Below are 18,166 nucleotides of genomic sequence, written 5' to 3' on the forward strand. Positions count from 1 at the left end.
TCTCTCTGATTCCTTATTATTTTTTTAATTTCCATTCATTCCGATTACTCTTAACTTGCTTTTGAAGAAAGATCTTCAATATAACCCAGAAAAGTTGATAAAATCAAATAAGCTGATGTTGCACCAGGATCTTGTGCACCAACAGATCTATTTCCCAGTCGGCTAGAACGTCCCCTTTTAGAAACAAGTTCTTTTGTAGATTTCATCCCTTCTTTAGCTTTGGAAACAGCTTCTGCAAAAGAGCTTAATAAATCCTGAGTTTGTTTAAATTTAGCTTCCAACACTTGTACGAATGGTTCAAGGGTATCCACCATTGTTTTATCTCCCACTTCTGCTTGGCCACGCTCTTTAATTCCTTTAGCAAAAGCAATCCAATATTCTGCTAAATCCTGATGATTAAGAACAGTTTTATTTTTAACAGCCTTAGCACCTCTCAAGAACCCTGTTGCATACAAGGGGCCAACCGATGACCCCACAGCACTTAGAAAAGTTTTTCCAACGACTAAACTTATTTTTGAACAGTCTTCCTCATCTGCTAACTCATTTTCCAACTTTTCATTTACTGCTTGCCAACCAATTGACATCGTTACCCCATGATCGCCATCGCCTAGCTTACGGTCAAGCTCACAAAGATAATCCTTTTCTCTTTCCATTGTCACAACCACAATTTTAAAATATTCTATTAATTCTTTCGCTGAAATTCTCATAGTTTCACTCCTAACGTTGCACAAACATTGGGCAGTCAACAGGATGATCAATTGTTTTTTTCAACTCATCATCAAGCTTTAATAAAGTTACTGAACAGCCACCCATTTCAAGTGAAGTAATGTAATCTCCTACATATGAACGATAAATTCCAATTCCTTTTTCACTTAACATCTGTTCAACTTTTCTATATACAATATATAGTTCCATTCTTGGTGTAGATCCTAGACCATTTACAAGAACAGCCACTTGGTCACCTTTATTAATCTCAATATCTGATAAAATATCATTTACTAGACGTTCTGCAACTTTATCCGCGGTTTCAAGTGGACCTTTTTCAATTCCTGGCTCTCCGTGATGTCCTAATCCAATTTCCATTTCATTTTCCCCAATTTCAAAGCTGGGTTTCCCAGTTTGAGGTAAGGAACAAGGAGTCAGCCCCACTCCCATGGAACGTGTATTTTCATTCGCTTTTTTTGCAATTCGTACAACTTCTTCTAAATTATAACCAAAGTCTGCCGCTGCTCCAGCAACTTTATAGATAAAAAATTCACCTGCAATCCCACGTCGTTTTTCTTTTTCCTCTTTTGGTGCGGATGCAACATCATCTGATGCTAAAGCCACTCCTACTTGAATATCTTCCTCTAAATCCGCCATTTCTGCAGCCATTCCAAAATTCATCACATCACCGGCGTAATTTCCATATAAATAAACCACTCCTGCCCCTTTATCAATTGCTTTGGTGACTGCCAAGATTGGGTCAGGTGAAGGTGAAGCAAAGATATTACCAACTGCAACACCATCGGCCATTCCTTCACCTACATACCCCATAAAACCTGGTTCATGTCCTGATCCTCCACCGATTAAGATGCCAACCTTTCCATCTCTCGTTTTTCTATTAGTAACTAGAGCTCTTTTATTTTCAGGTAATTGACAGATATAATCTGAATGAGCCTTAACATATCCTTCAATCATTTCTTCAACAACATTATTTGGATTATTAATAAGTTTTTTCATTCTTATTTTTACTCCTTTTAGGTTTTTTTTGATGAATGATACCATCTTAACATAGCATGTAAACGCTATCCCAAAAGAACGTTTATTTGCCTTTTTTCTACTAAATCATAGATTTATTAAACAATTGATTCTTTTGTTACTTGCTCCATATTTTCTTTCTTTTCTTCAGGAAGCTTTAAAAATCTAGTTAATATTGCAGCTATTAAATATAAACCACTCAGTATCCAAATAATTCCTTTGGTATTGACTGCGTCAAAGAAAAGAGCAACTAATGCAGGACCTACAAACACACATAATCCAGCACCAAGATTTAAGATAGACATTGCTGCCCCTTTATCTCCTTCACCAACTAGAGAAGGTGTTAAAGCTGAAAGTGGAACAAAACCTGCTAAGCAAGCACCCCATAGCATACCGATCATACCAACTAAAAACACATTTCCTGAAAATAGTTGTGGGGTGTAAAATAACATTAAGGTGAAAACACCACATCCTACTGCACCAAACCAAGTAACTGTATTTCTCCAGCCAAACTTGTCACCAACAAAACCAAAGATGAGATTAAAAGCAATATTTGAAATAAAAATCGTTCCCCAAATATTTAACCACACGGTAATACTAATACCTTGATCTTGTAAATAAAGTGGTAAAAATAATGGAAATGCGTATTGTGATGCTTGATTGATTACACGCACAATCCCTGCAATCCCAACTTTAGGTTCTCTTTTAACAATGGTAATTCCATTTAATAATTCTTTGTATTTAGAACCCTTTGAGGTTTGATTGATCTTTTCTTCTATGCTTATTTTATCGCGATTCACAACAATCGCCAAAAATGCCCCTAAAGCTACCCAAACAATAGCAAACCATAGTGTTGGAATATAGCCAACTGCTTTTATGGACCAACTTGAGAAATAGGATCCAAGTACACTTAATCCACCAGTAAAAACAAACCAGAACCATCCAACGGCTTTCCCTAATTGATGTTGAGGTGTTCGATATGTAATCCAAACTAGAAATGAATAAGCAAATAAAGGATAACCAAACCCTCTTAATGCATAGGTAGGAATCATCAATCCATAATGAAGCTGTGGTATAGCAATTCCGACAAATAGAATTTGACCGATAATATATAGAACTGTCCCTATCAGCATTGTTCTTCTCGGTCCAATCGCCTCAACCAAGACCCCTGAAAACCATGCGGCGATTGCAATCGTTACACCATAAGCAGTTGTAAGTAATGCCGTTTGCTGAACGGTCATACCTTGGTCAACGAGATAAGGACTAATCCATGCTAACTCTAAGCCATCTCCCATCATAAAGATAAGAACACCAACATAGCCCCAAATTAAATGTGAAGGCATTCCTACCTTATCCAAAAAACTATTCCCTTTAGTTAAATCCGACATATACTCCCATCCCTTCCCTTTGTTTTCGAGGATTACGGTTTTAATATGATTTTTAAGGATTTATCACCTTTTTTCATCAGTTCAAATCCTTTTTGATATTCTTCTAGGCTTAATTGGTGAGTAACTACACCTTCTGTTGGAAAATCTCCGTTTGAAATTCCTTCTATAACTAAAGGATAGCAGTAAGGTCCTAAATGGGAGCCTAGTAAATCTAACTCCTTGCGATCACTAATAATGCTCCAATCAACTGTGACTGGTTCACCAAAGACGCTAAATTCAATAAATCGACCAAGCTTTCTGATTGCATGAAGCCCTTGCTCTACTGATTTAGGATGACCTGTTGCTTCAATATAGATATCACAGCCGTATCCATCCGTCATTTCTTTAATTTCTTTTACAACATCTACCTTACTTGGGTTCAGAACAATATCCGCTCCAAACTGTTTTGCAAGCTCTAAACGATCTTCTTTTAAATCCAATACCACTAACTTGGCAGGTCCAGATTTTTTCAGTGCGCCAATCATACCTAATCCTAATGTTCCAGCACCCGACAATACGACGACATCCCCTAGTTGGACTTGCGCACGTTGAACAGCATGAAGGCTACATGCATAAGGCTCTATTAATATAGCTTTTTCAATCGGTAACTCCTCAGGGACTTTAAAATTAATTGCTTCTTTTGTAAATTTCATATATTCAGCCATTCCACCATTGACATTATTTTGGAAGCCATAAAGATCATGTTTTTCACACATCCAATATTGACCTCTCTTGCAGAAACGGCATTCCCAACAAGGAACTATTTGCTCCGAGATAACACGATCACCAATTTCAAAATCGGTTACAGCATCACCCTTTTGAACAATTCTTCCAATAAATTCGTGACCAGGAATCATAGGGGCTTTGATATAAGCTGGTTGCTTATCATCTCCCCAAAAACTCGGAGCTCCATAATAAGCTTTCACATCTCCCGCACAAATTCCACATGCTTCAACTTTAATAATTATTTCCTTATCATTTTCTAGTACAGGAGTTTGAACTACTTCAAATCTATAATCTTCTGGTGCATATGCAACTACCGCCTTCATTGTTTCAGGAACAGCTTGTGATTGTACATGATCCATTTCAACTGTTTTAGTCATTTTTCAATTCTCCTTTTCTATTTTCTTCATACTTTTGTATCTATAAAATTAACAAATCTACTTAAAAACGATTACTTGTATATTAATTTCCTTAAAGATGTACCCCTTTTTTGAAATCGTTTTCAATATTTATTATTATTTTATCGTTTTCTTGTGTTTTGTCAATAAGATTATCAATATTTTTCATTTTTAATTATTTATATGTGTTTATCGCACGAAAAACGACAACAAATGAAAGAAATAGAATAATTATTGCTAAAAAATTATAAATGAAATAAGATTAATAATAGTACTATATAGTAAGGAGAAAAAGCATGGTTATGAAAATGTTTGCTTATGAAAGAAGAAGCAAAATCATTGAAATTCTACGTGATAAAAAAAGAATATCAGTAAAGGAATTAGCCAATGACATAGGGGTTTCTGAGGCAACCTTACGAACAGATCTTAGTAAGATGGAGAAAGACGGGCTATTAGCTAGAACGCATGGCGGTGCTGTCCTTAATGAAGAAATAGAGAATGAAACTAGTTTTTCGGTACGTGAAAAGAAAAATAAACAAGAAAAAATAAAAATCGCAGAAAAAGCGTTTGAATTAATAGAAGAAAAGCAATGTATTTTGCTTGATGCAAGCTCGACAGCATTAGAATTAGCGCGTTTTATTAAACATAAACCCATTCGCTTAACTATTGTCACTACTGGGCTTCAAGCAGCACTAGAGCTTAAGGATAACCCGGATATAACGGTAATTGTTATCGGTGGCGTAGTAACAGCAAAATCCACTTCCATTGAAGGAACATTAGGTATCAATATTTTAGATAATATTAATATCGATATTATGTTTACCTCTGCAAATGGATTTACTGCAGAAAAAGGATTAGAAGATTTTAATTTGTATGAAGTAGAACTAAAAAAAGAAATAGTGAAACGTGCAGCAAAAGTAATTGCTATTGTTGATTCATCCAAAATTGAGAAATCTTCAAGTGCTGTATTAGCTAAATTAAATCAAATTGATAAATTAATAACTGATAAACCAGTCAGTGAAGATTTTTCAAAAAAATTAGAAGCATACAATATAGAAATCGTTGTTGCAGATTAAATTTCATTACAATCTTTAAGTAATATCTTTTAATTTTAATGTTTAAACTTGTAAACCTTTTAAAAAAAATGACTGCTAGTCTAGCTAGCAGCCATTTTACTAACTCATACTATTTAATCGTATTACCTCCGTCTATAACAATATTTTCTCCTGTAATTAAATTTGTTGCATCACTTGCCAAAAATAAGGCAATGGCAGCAACTTCCTCAGGATATCCGAAACGTCCGAGAGGGATTTCTTTTTTTGCTTTTTCTCCTTTCTCACCAGCCCAGGCTTTTTTCCCTAATTCAGTTAATATTACAGTTGGTGAAATCGCATTAACATTAATGTTATATTGTGCCCATTCATAAGCGAGAACTTTAGTCATCCCTATAATTCCCGCCTTACTTGCTGCATATGCGACATGATTGTCTAATGCAATAAGAGCTGCTTGAGATGCTAGATTGATAATCTTTCCTCCACTATCTTGCTCGATCATTACCCTACCAACTTTTTGACACATTTTAAATGAACCTGTTAAATTAAGATCGATTGTTTTTTGCCAGTATTCATCAGATATGTTTTCCGCATCATCTAGTAATGCGATACCTGCACAGTTAACTAAAATATCAATCTTTTTAAAATGATCTTTTACCTTCTGAATCGCACTTTCCATACTTTCATTTTCCGTAACATCACATTGCACACCAATTGCATGTTGTGTACTCATTTCCCTTGCAATTTTCTCCACATTGGGATTCAAATCAAAAACAGCAACTTTTGCCCCTTTTTCTAAATATAATTCCGAAACAGCTTTTCCAATTCCATTTGCACCACCCGTAACTATCGCTACTTTGTCGACCAGGCTAAAGTTTTTATCGTATCCTTTAAAATTCATCAATCCCGCATCCCTTCTATGTATTAATTCTTTTAATATTTTTATAATTTAATATTATTTATTTTCATATTAATACTTTTATTATCATTTTTACAATATTTTTTTCATTTAATTTCATTTTTTTGTTTTTTAAAACAAAGCTTCTATACCTCCTAAAAAGAAACAATTTGCATACCAATGCTCTATTGTGTATTTTCATGTGAAAGAAAAAAGTTCATATAAGGATTTACATAGAAAATTGTTTCTTTTATTGGTGGAGCATGGCCAACGTGAGGAAACTGAAAATGGTGATTTTCTTTCAAGATACTGTAGACAATAAATATGTACTAATAACTGAAGTTCACATAGAAAGAAGGCGGTCTACTAAGTGATTTCCCACCTAATAAACCGCCTTTCTTCTTTAAGCCTAATTAAGGAAGCTTTTTAATAAATACCACTTTAAGATAATCTCCTTCTGGGAATTCCTTGATTGTTCGGAAATCATCAGGAAGGGAGAATTCCTCCATCAATTTATATTTCTTTCCTGATTCTTTAAAGGCTGTGTCAATAAATCCTTTAAATTTGCCCATTCCGAAGGTGCTGCAATTGGTAGAAGCAACAATAATTCCATGATCTTCTGTGATCGCAATCGCCTCTTTTAACAGGTTCTTATAATCTTTTTCCGCACTAAATACATATTTCTTTGATCGAGCAAAGCTTGGTGGATCAAGGATGACCATATCAAATGAGAGCTGCTTTCTTACGGCGTATTTAAAATAGTTAAAGACATCTTCTACAATGATATCTTGTGCCTCATAATCAATTTCATTAATACTAAATTGTTCGATGGTTTTATTTAAGCTGCGATTGGCTAAGTCGACACTTGTCGTCTTTGTGGCTCCACCTAATGCAGCAAAGACCGAAAAAGCACCTGTATAGGAGAAGGTATTTAATACTTTTTTCCCTTTAGCATACTTATCTCGAATGGTTTTCCTTACCTCTCTTTGATCTAAAAAGACACCGACCATGGCGCTCTCATTTAAATAGATGGCAAATTGAACACCATTTTCCTTAACGAGAATTGGAAATTGTCCTCGTTCACCGGTTACAAAATCATCCTCTTCAATATATTTTCCCTTCGTATCGAATCTTTTCTTTTGATAAATTCCTTTATAGTCAACTAAATTCGTTAGTGATTGGATGATTTCTTCACGAAATTGGTAGATCCCTTTGCTATACCAATTGATTAAATAATACCCATCAAAATTTTCAATCGTTATTCCGCCTATGCCATCCCCTTCCCCATTAAATACTCGGAAAGCGGTTGTGTCGGAGCTGTTATAATACGCCTCTCTTCTCTGAATGGCCATTTTCAGCTTGTTTTCGAAAAAGCGCTGATCAAACTGGGCATTTTCTTTTTGACTCAGAATCCAACCATACCCTTTATTTTGTCTACCATAATACCCTTTGGCAATAAACCTGTTCTTTTCGTCCACAAGCTTAATGATCGTTCCTTCTTCATCCAATCCATTTTGATTGATTAAGGCGTCCTTCATAATTAAGGGATAGCCACTTTTGTATTTATTCACAAATTTCGATTTCACTTTAATAGTCAGTTCTTTTTTCATTTTTTCATCCAATCTACATTATGTTTTTTCACTATACTAATATACATCTCTTTTCGTAAAAACAACAAATGAAGTAATTAATGATAGGATCAACCATACTAATAAAACAACCATGGAAAACCCTAATGTCATCCCCTCGATTGGTGGACTTGAACCATTTACATAATTCGTTAATTGAAGATTAACCATAAATAAATATTTCGCACTTTCCCATGATGAAACCATATTAACTAAGATTGCCCCGGCAATAAGTGCAGATAACATAATCCCCATTACGGCCGCTGTGCTCCGTAAAAGAACGGATAACATAAAGGTTAAGCTGCCAACAACAATACTGACAAACCATGCTAAACCAAATTCCATAATGATATATTTCCATTGCGGGATGGTATGGACATTTGTGGTCATCAACTCGGAACCGTTTGTAGAAAATCCTGTTAACATCGGCATGTTCCAGCCACTATAGCCAAAGACCACTCCTGACATAAGATAGGTAAGGAGTGCCACACAAAGAATGATAAAGGAGATAGAATAAATTAACGCAATATATTTACTCAATAAGATTTGCCATCGTTTCACTGGCCGTGTCAGCAGTAATTTAATCGTCCCCCCGCTTGCTTCAGAAGAAACTAAATCAGCAGCAATAACCATAACTAATAATGGAAGCAGAAGACCAATCGCATTATCTACAAAAACACGCATAAAGGATGGTGCCCCTGGTGCATTGGGATTTATATTGTGATCCAGATAATATTGTTGCTGAGCCAGTCTAATTTTAAAATACTTTTCATAATCCTCTGGAAGTCTACTTGAAGTAAGACGATTTTGGATATCCACGATTTCTTGCTGCAGTTGAACCCGCCAATCGCTGGTACCCATCTTTTTTTGTGTCGTTTTTACATCTTTATATTGTGCATAGGTAAAAATCGGGACGAGACACGCAACAATTAAAATAATCACGAAGAGACGTTTTTTACGAAAAAGCTTTAATTGCTCATTGAAAATTAAATTAATCAATCGAATTTCCTCCCGTCAATTCTAGGAATAGATCCTCCAAAGCAGGAAGGACTGTTTTCATTTCCATTACTTGAACCCCTGCCTCGACCAGCTTTCGATTCCAATCAGCAATTTTCTCTTCGTTCAGGGGAGTAACTAATTGATCCTCGCTTCCTTCCTTCACGGTTGTCTCTTCCTCTAGTAGCATTTTAGCTCTCTCACGTGGTTCTACCTTCCAAATGACCCGTTCCTTTTCCGAAAGCAGTGCTTCTACGGTATCAATTCGGATAATTTCTCCACTTGTAATAATTGCTACCCGATCACATAATAATTGAATTTCACTCAATAAATGGGAGGATACGAGGACACTTAGTCCCTCTTCTTCGGCAAGAAAGCGAATGAATTCTCTCATCTCCCTAATCCCAGCTGGATCTAGCCCATTCGTTGGCTCGTCCAAAATTAATAATTTAGGATTTCCAAGTAAAGCTTGAGCAATCCCTAATCGTTGGCGCATTCCAAGGGAATAGGTTTTCACCCTATCATGAATTCGATTGGTTAACCCCACCATCTCTGTTACCTTATGTAAACGTTCGATTGGAATCGAAGGGTCCATTCTTGCAAAATATTCGAGGTTTTCCCAACCAGATAAATAGGGATACAATTCAGGATTTTCAACAATGCAGCCTAAGTTTTTCATCGCATGCTTAAAATCTGATTGAACATTCCTTCCAGAAATATAGATCGATCCGGAAGTAGGCTTAATTAAACCGACTAACATACGAATAGTCGTTGTCTTACCTGCTCCATTTGGACCGAGGAAACCAAACACCTCGCCAGGCCATACATCAAAGCTTAAACCTTTAATAATCGCTTTCTTTCCTATCGTTTTACGTAAATCCTTCACTTGAAGGGCAGGAACCTGTTTCATTTTGATTTCCCCTCACTAAAGTTAATCAAGCTGGCAACTCGTTCACCTATTAATTGATAGCCCGCTGCATTGGGATGAAATTTATCGCTAAATAAATAATCATTGACATTCAATTCAAAAAGATCAAATGTTGGTACATACACAATTTTTTGATAATTGGCCGCCAATTCCGCACTAGCAAAATTCCACTGTCGGACATACTCAGAAGTTTGCTTTGATTCCTCCATCTCAATAAATGGATTATATAGACCTATATGAAAAATCGTCGCATGTTTATTTAATGAACGTAGCTTAGTATAGAGTTGTTTTAGATTTTTGAGATAGGGCTTTTCCGATTGCACATCCATTTCGCCATTTAATTCTAATAATACCTCTCCCCCTTGAAAAAGGTCATTTCCACCTATAGTCAATAGGATAAGATCTGCATTCTTAATTTGACGTTGAATTTCAGTTTGCCCAAGTTGGTTCAGGAGTTGTGAGGAAGTTTGGCCTTTGATCGCACTATTAGTAAGAAGAATTTTTTGCTTGGTTTTCTCCTTCAATTCATCAATCATATACCCAATATATCCTTTGCCTTCTGGATCCCCTGTTCCCCTTGTTAAGGAATCTCCTAATGCGGTGATATTTAGATGCTGATTATCTTTTGCTTCCGGAACGCTTTTCGTTGGGAGTTGATTGGCCGTGTCGATGTTTTTCGCTTCAGACCATTGATCCTGCAATACCCAACCAATTCCTAATAGACAAATAAACGCTGAAATGACTGATACGATTGAAATGAAAGTAATGAGTTTTTTGTTCATTTATCCATTCCTTCCCATATTTATTATTAACAGAATAGCAAAGCAGGGAATGAAATGAAACTTATCACTCCAAATTTTTGGGATTTCATATATGTAACTTATTTGTCATCTATACGTCAAATCAATTAACGAATCAGTATTTTATAAGGATGTGATAAGATGAAACGGCTATGGAAGGGAATGGTTCTACTTTTCTTAGCAATGATTTTTTTAGCTGCATGTAGTAGTAATAGTGAATCATCCAAGAGTAGTGACTCAGCAAAATATGAGTCCTCTGAAAAAATGGCCCTCAATCATTCTACAGAGGAGGGCAAAATTGAAGAAACGACGGAAGATAAGCAAGCTAATGCCAGTTCACAATCACGGATGGTCATTTATAACGCCAATCTTGATATGGAAGTAAAAAAAATAACTCAAGTACAGGAACAAATTACGCAAATGGTGAAACAATTGGGTGGGTATATTGTTGAACAAAATATGAGTCAAAACACCGAGGAACGAAAAGATAGCTCTTTAACCATTAGAATCCCCCAGGAACAATTTCATTCCTTTTTAAATAATGTAAAAAAGCTCGGAGTAAAAACAGAGAATCAAAACATTTCTGGCCAGGATGTAACCGAGGAATATGTAGATTTAACATCACGATTAAAAGCAAAGCAATTAGTGGAAAAACGTTTGACCGCATTTATGAATGAGGCGAAGGATACCAAAACATTATTGGAAATCTCAAATGAATTAGCTAAAGTTCAAGAGGAAATCGAAACGATACAAGGTCAAATGAAGTATTTAGAAAATCAAACAAGCTTATCTACTGTTACGATTAATTTATTCGAGAAAACAGTCGTCGTTCCAGGATTTGATAATGATAAACAAAATACATGGGATCAAACGAAAAAGCAATTTATGAACAGTATTAATTATATCGCTGCTTTCTTTTCAGGCTTATTTATCCTGATCATTGGGAATATTCCAATTCTTGCCATCTTAGCACTTATAGGAGGCATTAGTTATATTATATGGCGACGAGTAAAAAAGAAAATAAATCATAAGGAAGAATAAATAACCTCATGCTTCCATCAGAGGCTGTCTCGAAAGTGACTAACACGTTCAATTGAGACAGCCTCTTGCTATTCGTGAAGTACACGAATGTCATTTCCTTAACCGTTACTTTTTGTTAAAATCCAATCTTGAACATCATTGATAATATCAATTCCAATTTGAATTTCAGCAAGTACAATCCCTTTACCAATAATTTTTAAACAAGGGGAAAGCGTCGGCTTCGCAGGATTTATAGACCATACAACGGTCTCAATCGCGTTCATTGGAACACGGATATTATTTATCACACCACTTGTTGTTAAATAACCATTCTCAATTACTATTTTATTTTTCTTCCAAATGAATTCAGTATTTGTTGTGGTTAACGTACTCATTTCTTCAAGGAGTGCCATTAGAAAATCCCACCTTATTTCAGTTTTACTTTCGGTCGACAAGCAATAACATAACACCTCTAAAATGCTGTTGTAAATACCTAATTAATGGAAAGGTATGATGTTCACAAAACATTTATAATTCGTTTGCAAAAATTTCATTAGTTATCAAAAACTTTTTTATGTTCCTTTGTTAAATTATATATTTTTTTCATTCATAAATAGAAGCAAAGTATAAAAGCAAAGGCAATAACTTATTTTTGCGGTTTTCTTTGAAACGAAATGACAGAGCGGTCAGTCTAACTAATGAATGAAGGAAAGGAGTGTGAATATGTTTCAGTTCAATTTAGTAAAAAAGGCACAAAAAGGCGATGAACAAGCATTTTTAAATCTTATTCATAAAGAAAAAGAAAAACTGTATCGAATAGCTTTCACTTATGTAAAAAATGAAAATGATGCCTTGGACATTGTTCAAGAAACAATTTATAAAGCTTATATTTCAATTAATAAAGTAAAAGAACCTTCCTATTTCCCAACATGGATTACAAGAATTTTAATCAATACAGCTTTAGATTACATCAAGTATAAAAATAAAATCATCCCAATTGAGCAGGACACACTAGAGAAAATTGAATCCACTCAGAAATTAGATTCCTCTGATAAATTAGATTTACTCCACGCTATTCATCAGATGAATGAAAAATATAAGACCGTTCTTATTCTTAGATACTATAAAGATCTATCAGTTAAACAAATTTCTGAATTTCTGGAATGCCCTGAAGGAACGGTGAAAACCAATATTCATCGAGCAATCAACCAATTGAAGGTCCTGCTAAAGGAGGAATGCATTAATGAATAATCATATTCCAAATATAAAAGACTCGATTGATGAAATTAACGTCCCTCATGATAAGCTTAATCTAACAATTGATGCTGCTATAAAAAAAGCACAACAGAAGCAAAAAAAGAAAATTAAAAAAATATACCCTTTCATTGGAATTGCTGTATTTTCCATTTGTTTACTTATTAGTTCTGCTTTTGTCTCACCAGCTATGGCGAAGGTACTCTCATCTATTCCTGTATTAAATTCTGTATTTGAATTTATAGGTGATAAAGGACTTAACATTGCAAGCAAAAAAGGCTTATCTGAGAAAATCGAAAAGACAGTTACAGATCAAAATATAAGTATAACCTTAAAAGATATCTTTTTTGATGGCACACGCTTGTCAATAAGCTATATACAAGAATTCCCTGAGAAAAGAGATGAGCTTGGAGAATTTGAATTAAAGGTTAACGGAGAAAAGGTCAATTTTGCAGATAATCGAAGTGGGGAATTTATATCAAGTAATCAATACGCAGGGGTCATTAATATTGAAGGAATGGATGATCTACCAGATTCATTTAATTTAGGAATGAGGTTGCACAATATTGGCGAGGTAAAAGGCAATTGGAATTTTGAAATACCAGTAACCAAATCTAAAGAAAAAGTAAAAACAATTAAATCAAATCAAACGAAAGAATATAAATATACAAAAATAACGGTGAAAACGATTAAACTTGGCCCTGCAGGAATAAAAGTATCAATTGATCGGACGATACCCACAGGAGAAGATCCACAAATGATTGATAATAGTCTCCTACAATTTAATTTATTAAATGATAAAGGGGAATCACTTACCCAATTGAGCGCGTCTGGTTCAGGTAATGATAAGGATGGAAAATTCGTGATGCATATGGAATATCGCTTTTCACCTTTAGAGGAGCGTTCGAAATATCTAACGATTAGTCCCTATCTTTTTCCAATTACAAATAAAGAACCGGAATGGATTAAAGAATCCTTACATCTAGATCATTTACCAATAACACTGGATCAGGGTGAAATGGGCAAAATTATAATTACAGATGTAAAATACTCTGATGATAAAACATTATTATTCTTCGAAGTAGTAAGTGATTTTCCGTATGACGGCCATTTCCAAAACAACGGTTTATGGTTGGAAGATAAAGCAGGGACTAACTTAACAAGTGAAAAGAAAGGATACCCAGAACGAATCAAGCAAAATAAGTATGTACAAGAGTTTAATGCAATAGATAAAAATGAACCATTGACCATAGTAACACGTATCCCTCCTAAACTAAAAGTATTAAAAGAACAAGAGATCAAGATACCTTTAGAATAGGAGCTAAAAACGCTGATTCCATCTACTTTTGGATCAGCGTTCTTCCATTATAAAAAGAAATTAGGACAAAGGTGATGGAAATTCTGTAAACAAAAACACATAAAAATAAGTCTCGAGTGAATAAAGAATGAGACTTAAAAAAGTACATGATATGCTTTTAAAAAAATATATTATCTATTTTATTTACCTCCAGTATCCTCACTTTTTCTCTGCTTCTCCATGTGAATCCAAGTATAATAAATTCCCCAAGAGATCAAAGGGATAGCAAGTGTGTACGGCTTCAAACCAAGAGGTAAACTAAAGGCTAAAATAATTGTTAGAAGAACAGCCGGTGGAACAATAATAGCATATTTTTTCCAATCCAATTTTATTCCTCCTCCCATTCTAGTTAAAAAAATAAGCCCTTCAAAAAGGACTTTTTCTACAGTTCTTTTCCAATTAATTATAACAAAATTCCAATAATTTTAACATCCTATTTATGAATGAGTCGATTCCCCACCATCAACATGCAGCACCTGCCCCGTCACCAAACGTGAGTCATCTGAGGCAAGATATACATAGGTTGGAGCTAATTCGAATGGCTGACCGATCCGTTTGAACAGATTATTCCCGTGTAAAGCGTTCATATCCGATGAGAAGCTTGCAGGAATTAGAGGTGTCCAAATTCTCCCCGGCGCAACCGCGTTGACCCGTATTCCTTGATCAGCAAGACTTTTCGCAAGGGATCGTGTCCAGCCGACAATTGCTCCTTTTGTCGCGGAATAATCGATTAAAAGTGGTTCGCCAGCATAAGTGACGACAGAAGTTGTACCAATAATTGAACTTCCAGGCTTAAGATGTGGCAGAGCAGCTTTAGTTGTATAAAAATGCGAGTAGAAATTTACTTTAAAGGTCTCATCAAACTGTTCATCTGTAATATCCAATAAATGATTTTGTTGAAATTGAATCCCAACATTATTACAAAGAATATCGAGCCCGCCAAAGGTCTGAACTGTTTTCTCGACGATTTCTACACAATGCGCTTTTTCTTTCACATCTCCTGGTAAAAGTAAACATTGCTGACCTAATTGTTCAATTCTTGCTCGTGTTCGATTCGCATCCTCATGTTCTTCTAAGTATGCAATAGCGACGTTTGCCCCTTCTTTTGCAAAGGCGATGGCTGCTGCCGCTCCGATTCCACTATCCCCTCCAGTAATTAGAGCTACCTTCCCCTTCAATTTACCGCTGCCTTTGTAATTAGGATTCTCAATAATTGGTTTTGGCACCATAAGATCCTCGAGACCAGGCTGACGAAGCTGACGTTGTTCAGGATTACTCAATGGTACCTCTTCATAGCGAGTGATTTTCCCATAATTCGGATACAAGGGGTATGGATGAGTAATTTGATTCTCTTTAAACCATTGCTGTAATGCTCTCATTTCTGCGAGTTTTCCATCAATTTCCTGTTGATTTCTCTCCTCATTTGGCTTTTCTTCCTGATTCAAATTGACAACCTCCTACATGAATTTCTTCTTCGATACAGTATGAATAGGCTAATATACATGTGCATGTCTAGTACCTCGAGAAAAGACTTGCTCAAAACCATTCTAAAAATCATACGTATAAAAAAAGGAGGCGAAACCATTGCAATTTGAATTTCATATGCAAGTAAAGGATCTTTTAATCAATCAATCGAATGAGAAAGTCACAATGCACTATATGGATCACTCATGGTTACTGCCGATGATTGGCAATAGACCACCTTATTATACAAACCCGCGCTATGAACCATATTATACGATTATTTAATCCCTCTTCACTTTCGCCTATGTCCTATTCATGTGACCTAGGCTATTTTTTATCCTATTTCTACTCATTTTTTAGCATTTCAGCAAGTCTACTTAGTTCATCCTGCCGTTTTATCCGGTAGCTCGTTCCTTCCTTTTTTAAAAATCCTTTCTCACAAAATTGTGCAAAAACATACAATAAATGGCGATAGGATACGCCTAAAAAATCACATACAGTCACATGCTTTTCCTTATATACATCATGATCTGCCGTTTGCAAAATGAAATCTGCCAGCCGATTTTCCAATGGAAAAGCGAGGCTATGTGAATACTTTGCCGCGATTCGGGTTGCCTTTGCACTTAAAAACATAGAAAGTTCGCGAAGAAAAGTCACATCTTCTAATAGCTTTGTGCGACAGCTTTGAAAAGGAATGGCAAAGCAAATGGTAGTTGTAGAGGTTTGAATTCCTTTTGAATAGTACACCTCATTTAAAAGCTCCATTTCCCCAATAAAATCATGGACATTGATAAAATTAAGTAAGGAAGTCTTGCCATTTTGATGGGTTACATAAATTTTTGCTTTTCCCTCAATGACATAAAATAAATAATCAGGACGTGTTCCTTCTTTAATAATCCATTCGCCACGCTTATATTCATGGACTTGTATATATTCAGCAATGGGAAAAGAAAATAGATGGGCAATCGAATAGGTTTCAATATAATGCTGTCTTTTTTCCTGTTTATAAATTTCCATGATCCACCTCTAAAATATGAGATTTCTCACATTATTGTACGGTTCTTCATGATATCATGCAATCAACGGAGGGAAAGAGAATGAATATACAACGCTGGATGAGTCGACAGTTTTTTACTTTCTTTATGACATGGGGGATTTTTCTACCTTACTGGACAGGTTGGTTGATTAATGCCAAAGGGATGACAGTATCACAAGCCAGCTTGATTATGAGCCTGGGACTGTTAGCAAGAGGCCTTTCTACTCTACTAGCATTTCCTTATTTATCAGGGAAATTTAGTAGTAAAACCTTATTAAATGGAATGGGGATTGCAACATTGATTTCAATTCTATGTTATATACCAGCCAATTCCTTTACAAGTTTACTAGTGATCACCCTACTCTTCCATTTTTGTTACCCTGCACTGATGCCTGCATTAGATAGTGCAGCAGGGATTCTTGTTCAACATAATCAATTGAAACATTATGGAAAGAGTCGTTCTTGGGGATCGATTGGTTTTGTCATAGCAGGCTTGATTTTAACTGTCTTTACTGGGGCACTTGGGGATCAAGTGATTTTATGGATGATGTTACTTGGAACAATGGTGTTAGTATATCTCAGCTTATTGCGTGCACCTGACGTGCTAACAGAAAAACCAAAAGTGGACAAAACGAAACAAGGTGGCATGCTGAAATTATTTACGATTAAACATTTTGCTTTAGTACTTTTAGTCGTTATTTTATTACAAGCTGCCCATGCATCTTATTATAATTATGGCTATATTTATTTACAGGAACTTCATGCACCAAAATATTTAATTGGTGTCATTATTAATATCGCGGTTATCGCAGAAATTATTTTCTTTTCAAGAGCAGATAAAGCTTTTCATAAGTTTTCAGTGGGCTCCTTACTGGCCTTGGCTGCACTCGGTTCAACCATCCGCTGGATATTACTATTTGCCTTTCCAAATGTGATTGTCTTCTGTCTTGCGCAAACATTGCATGCCTGCTCATTTGCGATGGGTCATTATGCATTTATGAAATACTTAATCAAGAATATTCCACATGAACAGATTCCGAAGGCACAAGGGATTTATTCCGCTCTTGCTCTAAGCTGGAGTACTGCCGTATTTACGATCTTCGGTGGCTATTTATATGAAATCGAGCCAAGATACGCCTTTATCGGGATGATTGTTTGTACCGTTCCAGCAATGATGCTTGCGCTTATTTATCGGAAATTGAATCAAAAACAACAACTGCAGGAAATGAATACAGATTTGCCTTCATAAGGGAAAACAAACACTTCAGCAAAATAGGAAGATCGATTGTCGTAGAGATGGTTCGTTTGAAAATGCGGAAATAGAATTATTACGCATTTAATAATAGATAACAGATAAAAACCGAATGTAATTCTTTTACATTCGGTTTTTCTTATTATAATCGACAAGTTTTATAGAAATCGTGTAAAGTTTTATATATAAAATG

General features: G+C 35.4%; 19 protein-coding genes. 6 read left to right on the forward strand and 13 right to left on the reverse strand.

The window, feature by feature from the left end:
* Nucleotides 1–50 precede the first annotated feature (50 nt).
* The 4 genes from dhaL to NST63_RS19635 all read right to left on the reverse strand — a co-directional run bounded on the left by dhaL (nt 51) and on the right by NST63_RS19635 (nt 4,270).
* Nucleotides 51–707 (reverse strand): dihydroxyacetone kinase subunit DhaL, encoded by a 657-nt coding sequence (gene dhaL, locus NST63_RS19620; RefSeq protein WP_180213461.1) that lies wholly within the window; start codon nt 705–707, stop codon nt 51–53.
* Nucleotides 708–717: 10 nt separating this feature from the next.
* Nucleotides 718–1,722: a dihydroxyacetone kinase subunit DhaK gene (locus tag NST63_RS19625; protein WP_180213462.1), complete on the reverse strand. Its 1,005-nt coding sequence runs from the start codon at nt 1,720–1,722 to the stop codon at nt 718–720.
* Nucleotides 1,723–1,838: 116 nt separating this feature from the next.
* Entirely contained in the window at nt 1,839–3,128 is a 1,290-nt protein-coding gene (locus NST63_RS19630) for an RbtT/DalT/CsbX family MFS transporter (RefSeq protein ID WP_180213463.1), read from the reverse strand.
* 32 nt (nt 3,129–3,160) lie between these two features.
* Nucleotides 3,161–4,270, reverse strand: a complete 1,110-nt coding sequence (locus NST63_RS19635) for an MDR/zinc-dependent alcohol dehydrogenase-like family protein (RefSeq protein ID WP_341043474.1) — start codon at nt 4,268–4,270, stop codon at nt 3,161–3,163.
* A 320-nt stretch (nt 4,271–4,590) separates the two neighbouring features.
* Between NST63_RS19635 and NST63_RS19640 the strand changes: the two genes are divergently transcribed.
* Nucleotides 4,591–5,364, forward strand: a complete 774-nt coding sequence (locus NST63_RS19640; protein WP_180213508.1) for a DeoR family transcriptional regulator — start codon at nt 4,591–4,593, stop codon at nt 5,362–5,364.
* 109 nt (nt 5,365–5,473) lie between these two features.
* Here NST63_RS19640 and NST63_RS19645 read toward each other — a convergent pair whose 3' ends face one another.
* From NST63_RS19645 to NST63_RS19665, 5 genes are all read right to left on the reverse strand, one after another.
* Nucleotides 5,474–6,241, reverse strand: a complete 768-nt coding sequence (locus NST63_RS19645) for an SDR family oxidoreductase (protein WP_341043475.1) — start codon at nt 6,239–6,241, stop codon at nt 5,474–5,476.
* A 410-nt stretch (nt 6,242–6,651) separates the two neighbouring features.
* Nucleotides 6,652–7,848, reverse strand: a complete 1,197-nt coding sequence (locus tag NST63_RS19650) for a class I SAM-dependent rRNA methyltransferase (RefSeq protein ID WP_212945865.1) — start codon at nt 7,846–7,848, stop codon at nt 6,652–6,654.
* Between the two features lie 36 nt (nt 7,849–7,884).
* On the reverse strand, nt 7,885–8,865 hold the full coding sequence (locus NST63_RS19655; RefSeq protein ID WP_212945864.1) for an ABC transporter permease: 981 nt from the start codon (nt 8,863–8,865) through the stop codon (nt 7,885–7,887).
* Nucleotides 8,858–9,772, reverse strand: a complete 915-nt coding sequence (locus tag NST63_RS19660; protein WP_212945863.1) for an ABC transporter ATP-binding protein — start codon at nt 9,770–9,772, stop codon at nt 8,858–8,860. Before NST63_RS19660 ends, NST63_RS19655 begins: the two co-directional genes overlap by 8 nt.
* Nucleotides 9,769–10,572 (reverse strand): SGNH/GDSL hydrolase family protein, encoded by an 804-nt coding sequence (locus tag NST63_RS19665; protein ID WP_341043477.1) that lies wholly within the window; start codon nt 10,570–10,572, stop codon nt 9,769–9,771. The genes NST63_RS19660 and NST63_RS19665 overlap by 4 nt, the downstream gene beginning before the upstream one ends.
* A gap of 159 nt (nt 10,573–10,731) precedes the next feature.
* Between NST63_RS19665 and NST63_RS19670 the strand changes: the two genes are divergently transcribed.
* Nucleotides 10,732–11,631: a DUF4349 domain-containing protein gene (locus tag NST63_RS19670; protein WP_341043478.1), complete on the forward strand. Its 900-nt coding sequence runs from the start codon at nt 10,732–10,734 to the stop codon at nt 11,629–11,631.
* 98 nt (nt 11,632–11,729) lie between these two features.
* Here the strand turns inward: NST63_RS19670 and NST63_RS19675 are convergent, their stop codons facing one another.
* A complete protein-coding gene (locus tag NST63_RS19675) occupies nt 11,730–12,023 on the reverse strand; it encodes a hypothetical protein (protein ID WP_341043479.1) in 294 nt (97 codons plus the stop codon).
* 310 nt (nt 12,024–12,333) lie between these two features.
* On the opposite strand from NST63_RS19675, the gene NST63_RS19680 reads away from it, so the two are divergent.
* Entirely contained in the window at nt 12,334–12,861 is a 528-nt protein-coding gene (locus NST63_RS19680; RefSeq protein ID WP_071976758.1) for a sigma-70 family RNA polymerase sigma factor, read from the forward strand.
* Entirely contained in the window at nt 12,854–14,182 is a 1,329-nt protein-coding gene (locus tag NST63_RS19685) for a DUF4179 domain-containing protein (protein WP_341043480.1), read from the forward strand. The genes NST63_RS19680 and NST63_RS19685 overlap by 8 nt, the downstream gene beginning before the upstream one ends.
* Before the next feature lie 179 nt (nt 14,183–14,361).
* Here NST63_RS19685 and NST63_RS19690 read toward each other — a convergent pair whose 3' ends face one another.
* Nucleotides 14,362–14,547 carry a hypothetical protein gene (locus NST63_RS19690; protein WP_341043482.1) on the reverse strand — a complete coding sequence of 62 codons (186 nt, stop codon included), beginning with the start codon at nt 14,545–14,547 and terminating at the stop codon, nt 14,362–14,364.
* Between the two features lie 111 nt (nt 14,548–14,658).
* Nucleotides 14,659–15,600 carry an SDR family oxidoreductase gene (locus tag NST63_RS19695; RefSeq protein ID WP_071976793.1) on the reverse strand — a complete coding sequence of 314 codons (942 nt, stop codon included), beginning with the start codon at nt 15,598–15,600 and terminating at the stop codon, nt 14,659–14,661.
* 205 nt (nt 15,601–15,805) lie between these two features.
* On the opposite strand from NST63_RS19695, the gene NST63_RS19700 reads away from it, so the two are divergent.
* Nucleotides 15,806–15,970 carry a hypothetical protein gene (locus NST63_RS19700; RefSeq protein ID WP_169792984.1) on the forward strand — a complete coding sequence of 55 codons (165 nt, stop codon included), beginning with the start codon at nt 15,806–15,808 and terminating at the stop codon, nt 15,968–15,970.
* 60 nt (nt 15,971–16,030) lie between these two features.
* On the opposite strand, the gene yeiL is transcribed toward NST63_RS19700, so the two are convergent.
* A complete protein-coding gene (yeiL, locus tag NST63_RS19705) occupies nt 16,031–16,702 on the reverse strand; it encodes a transcriptional regulator YeiL (protein WP_071976761.1) in 672 nt (223 codons plus the stop codon).
* 80 nt (nt 16,703–16,782) lie between these two features.
* Between yeiL and NST63_RS19710 the strand changes: the two genes are divergently transcribed.
* Nucleotides 16,783–17,970 carry an MFS transporter gene (locus NST63_RS19710; RefSeq protein WP_341043484.1) on the forward strand — a complete coding sequence of 396 codons (1,188 nt, stop codon included), beginning with the start codon at nt 16,783–16,785 and terminating at the stop codon, nt 17,968–17,970.
* Nucleotides 17,971–18,166 lie beyond the last annotated feature (196 nt).

The organism is Heyndrickxia sp. FSL W8-0496 (assembly GCF_038007825.1).
GTDB lineage: Bacteria > Bacillota > Bacilli > Bacillales > Bacillaceae_C > Heyndrickxia > Heyndrickxia oleronia.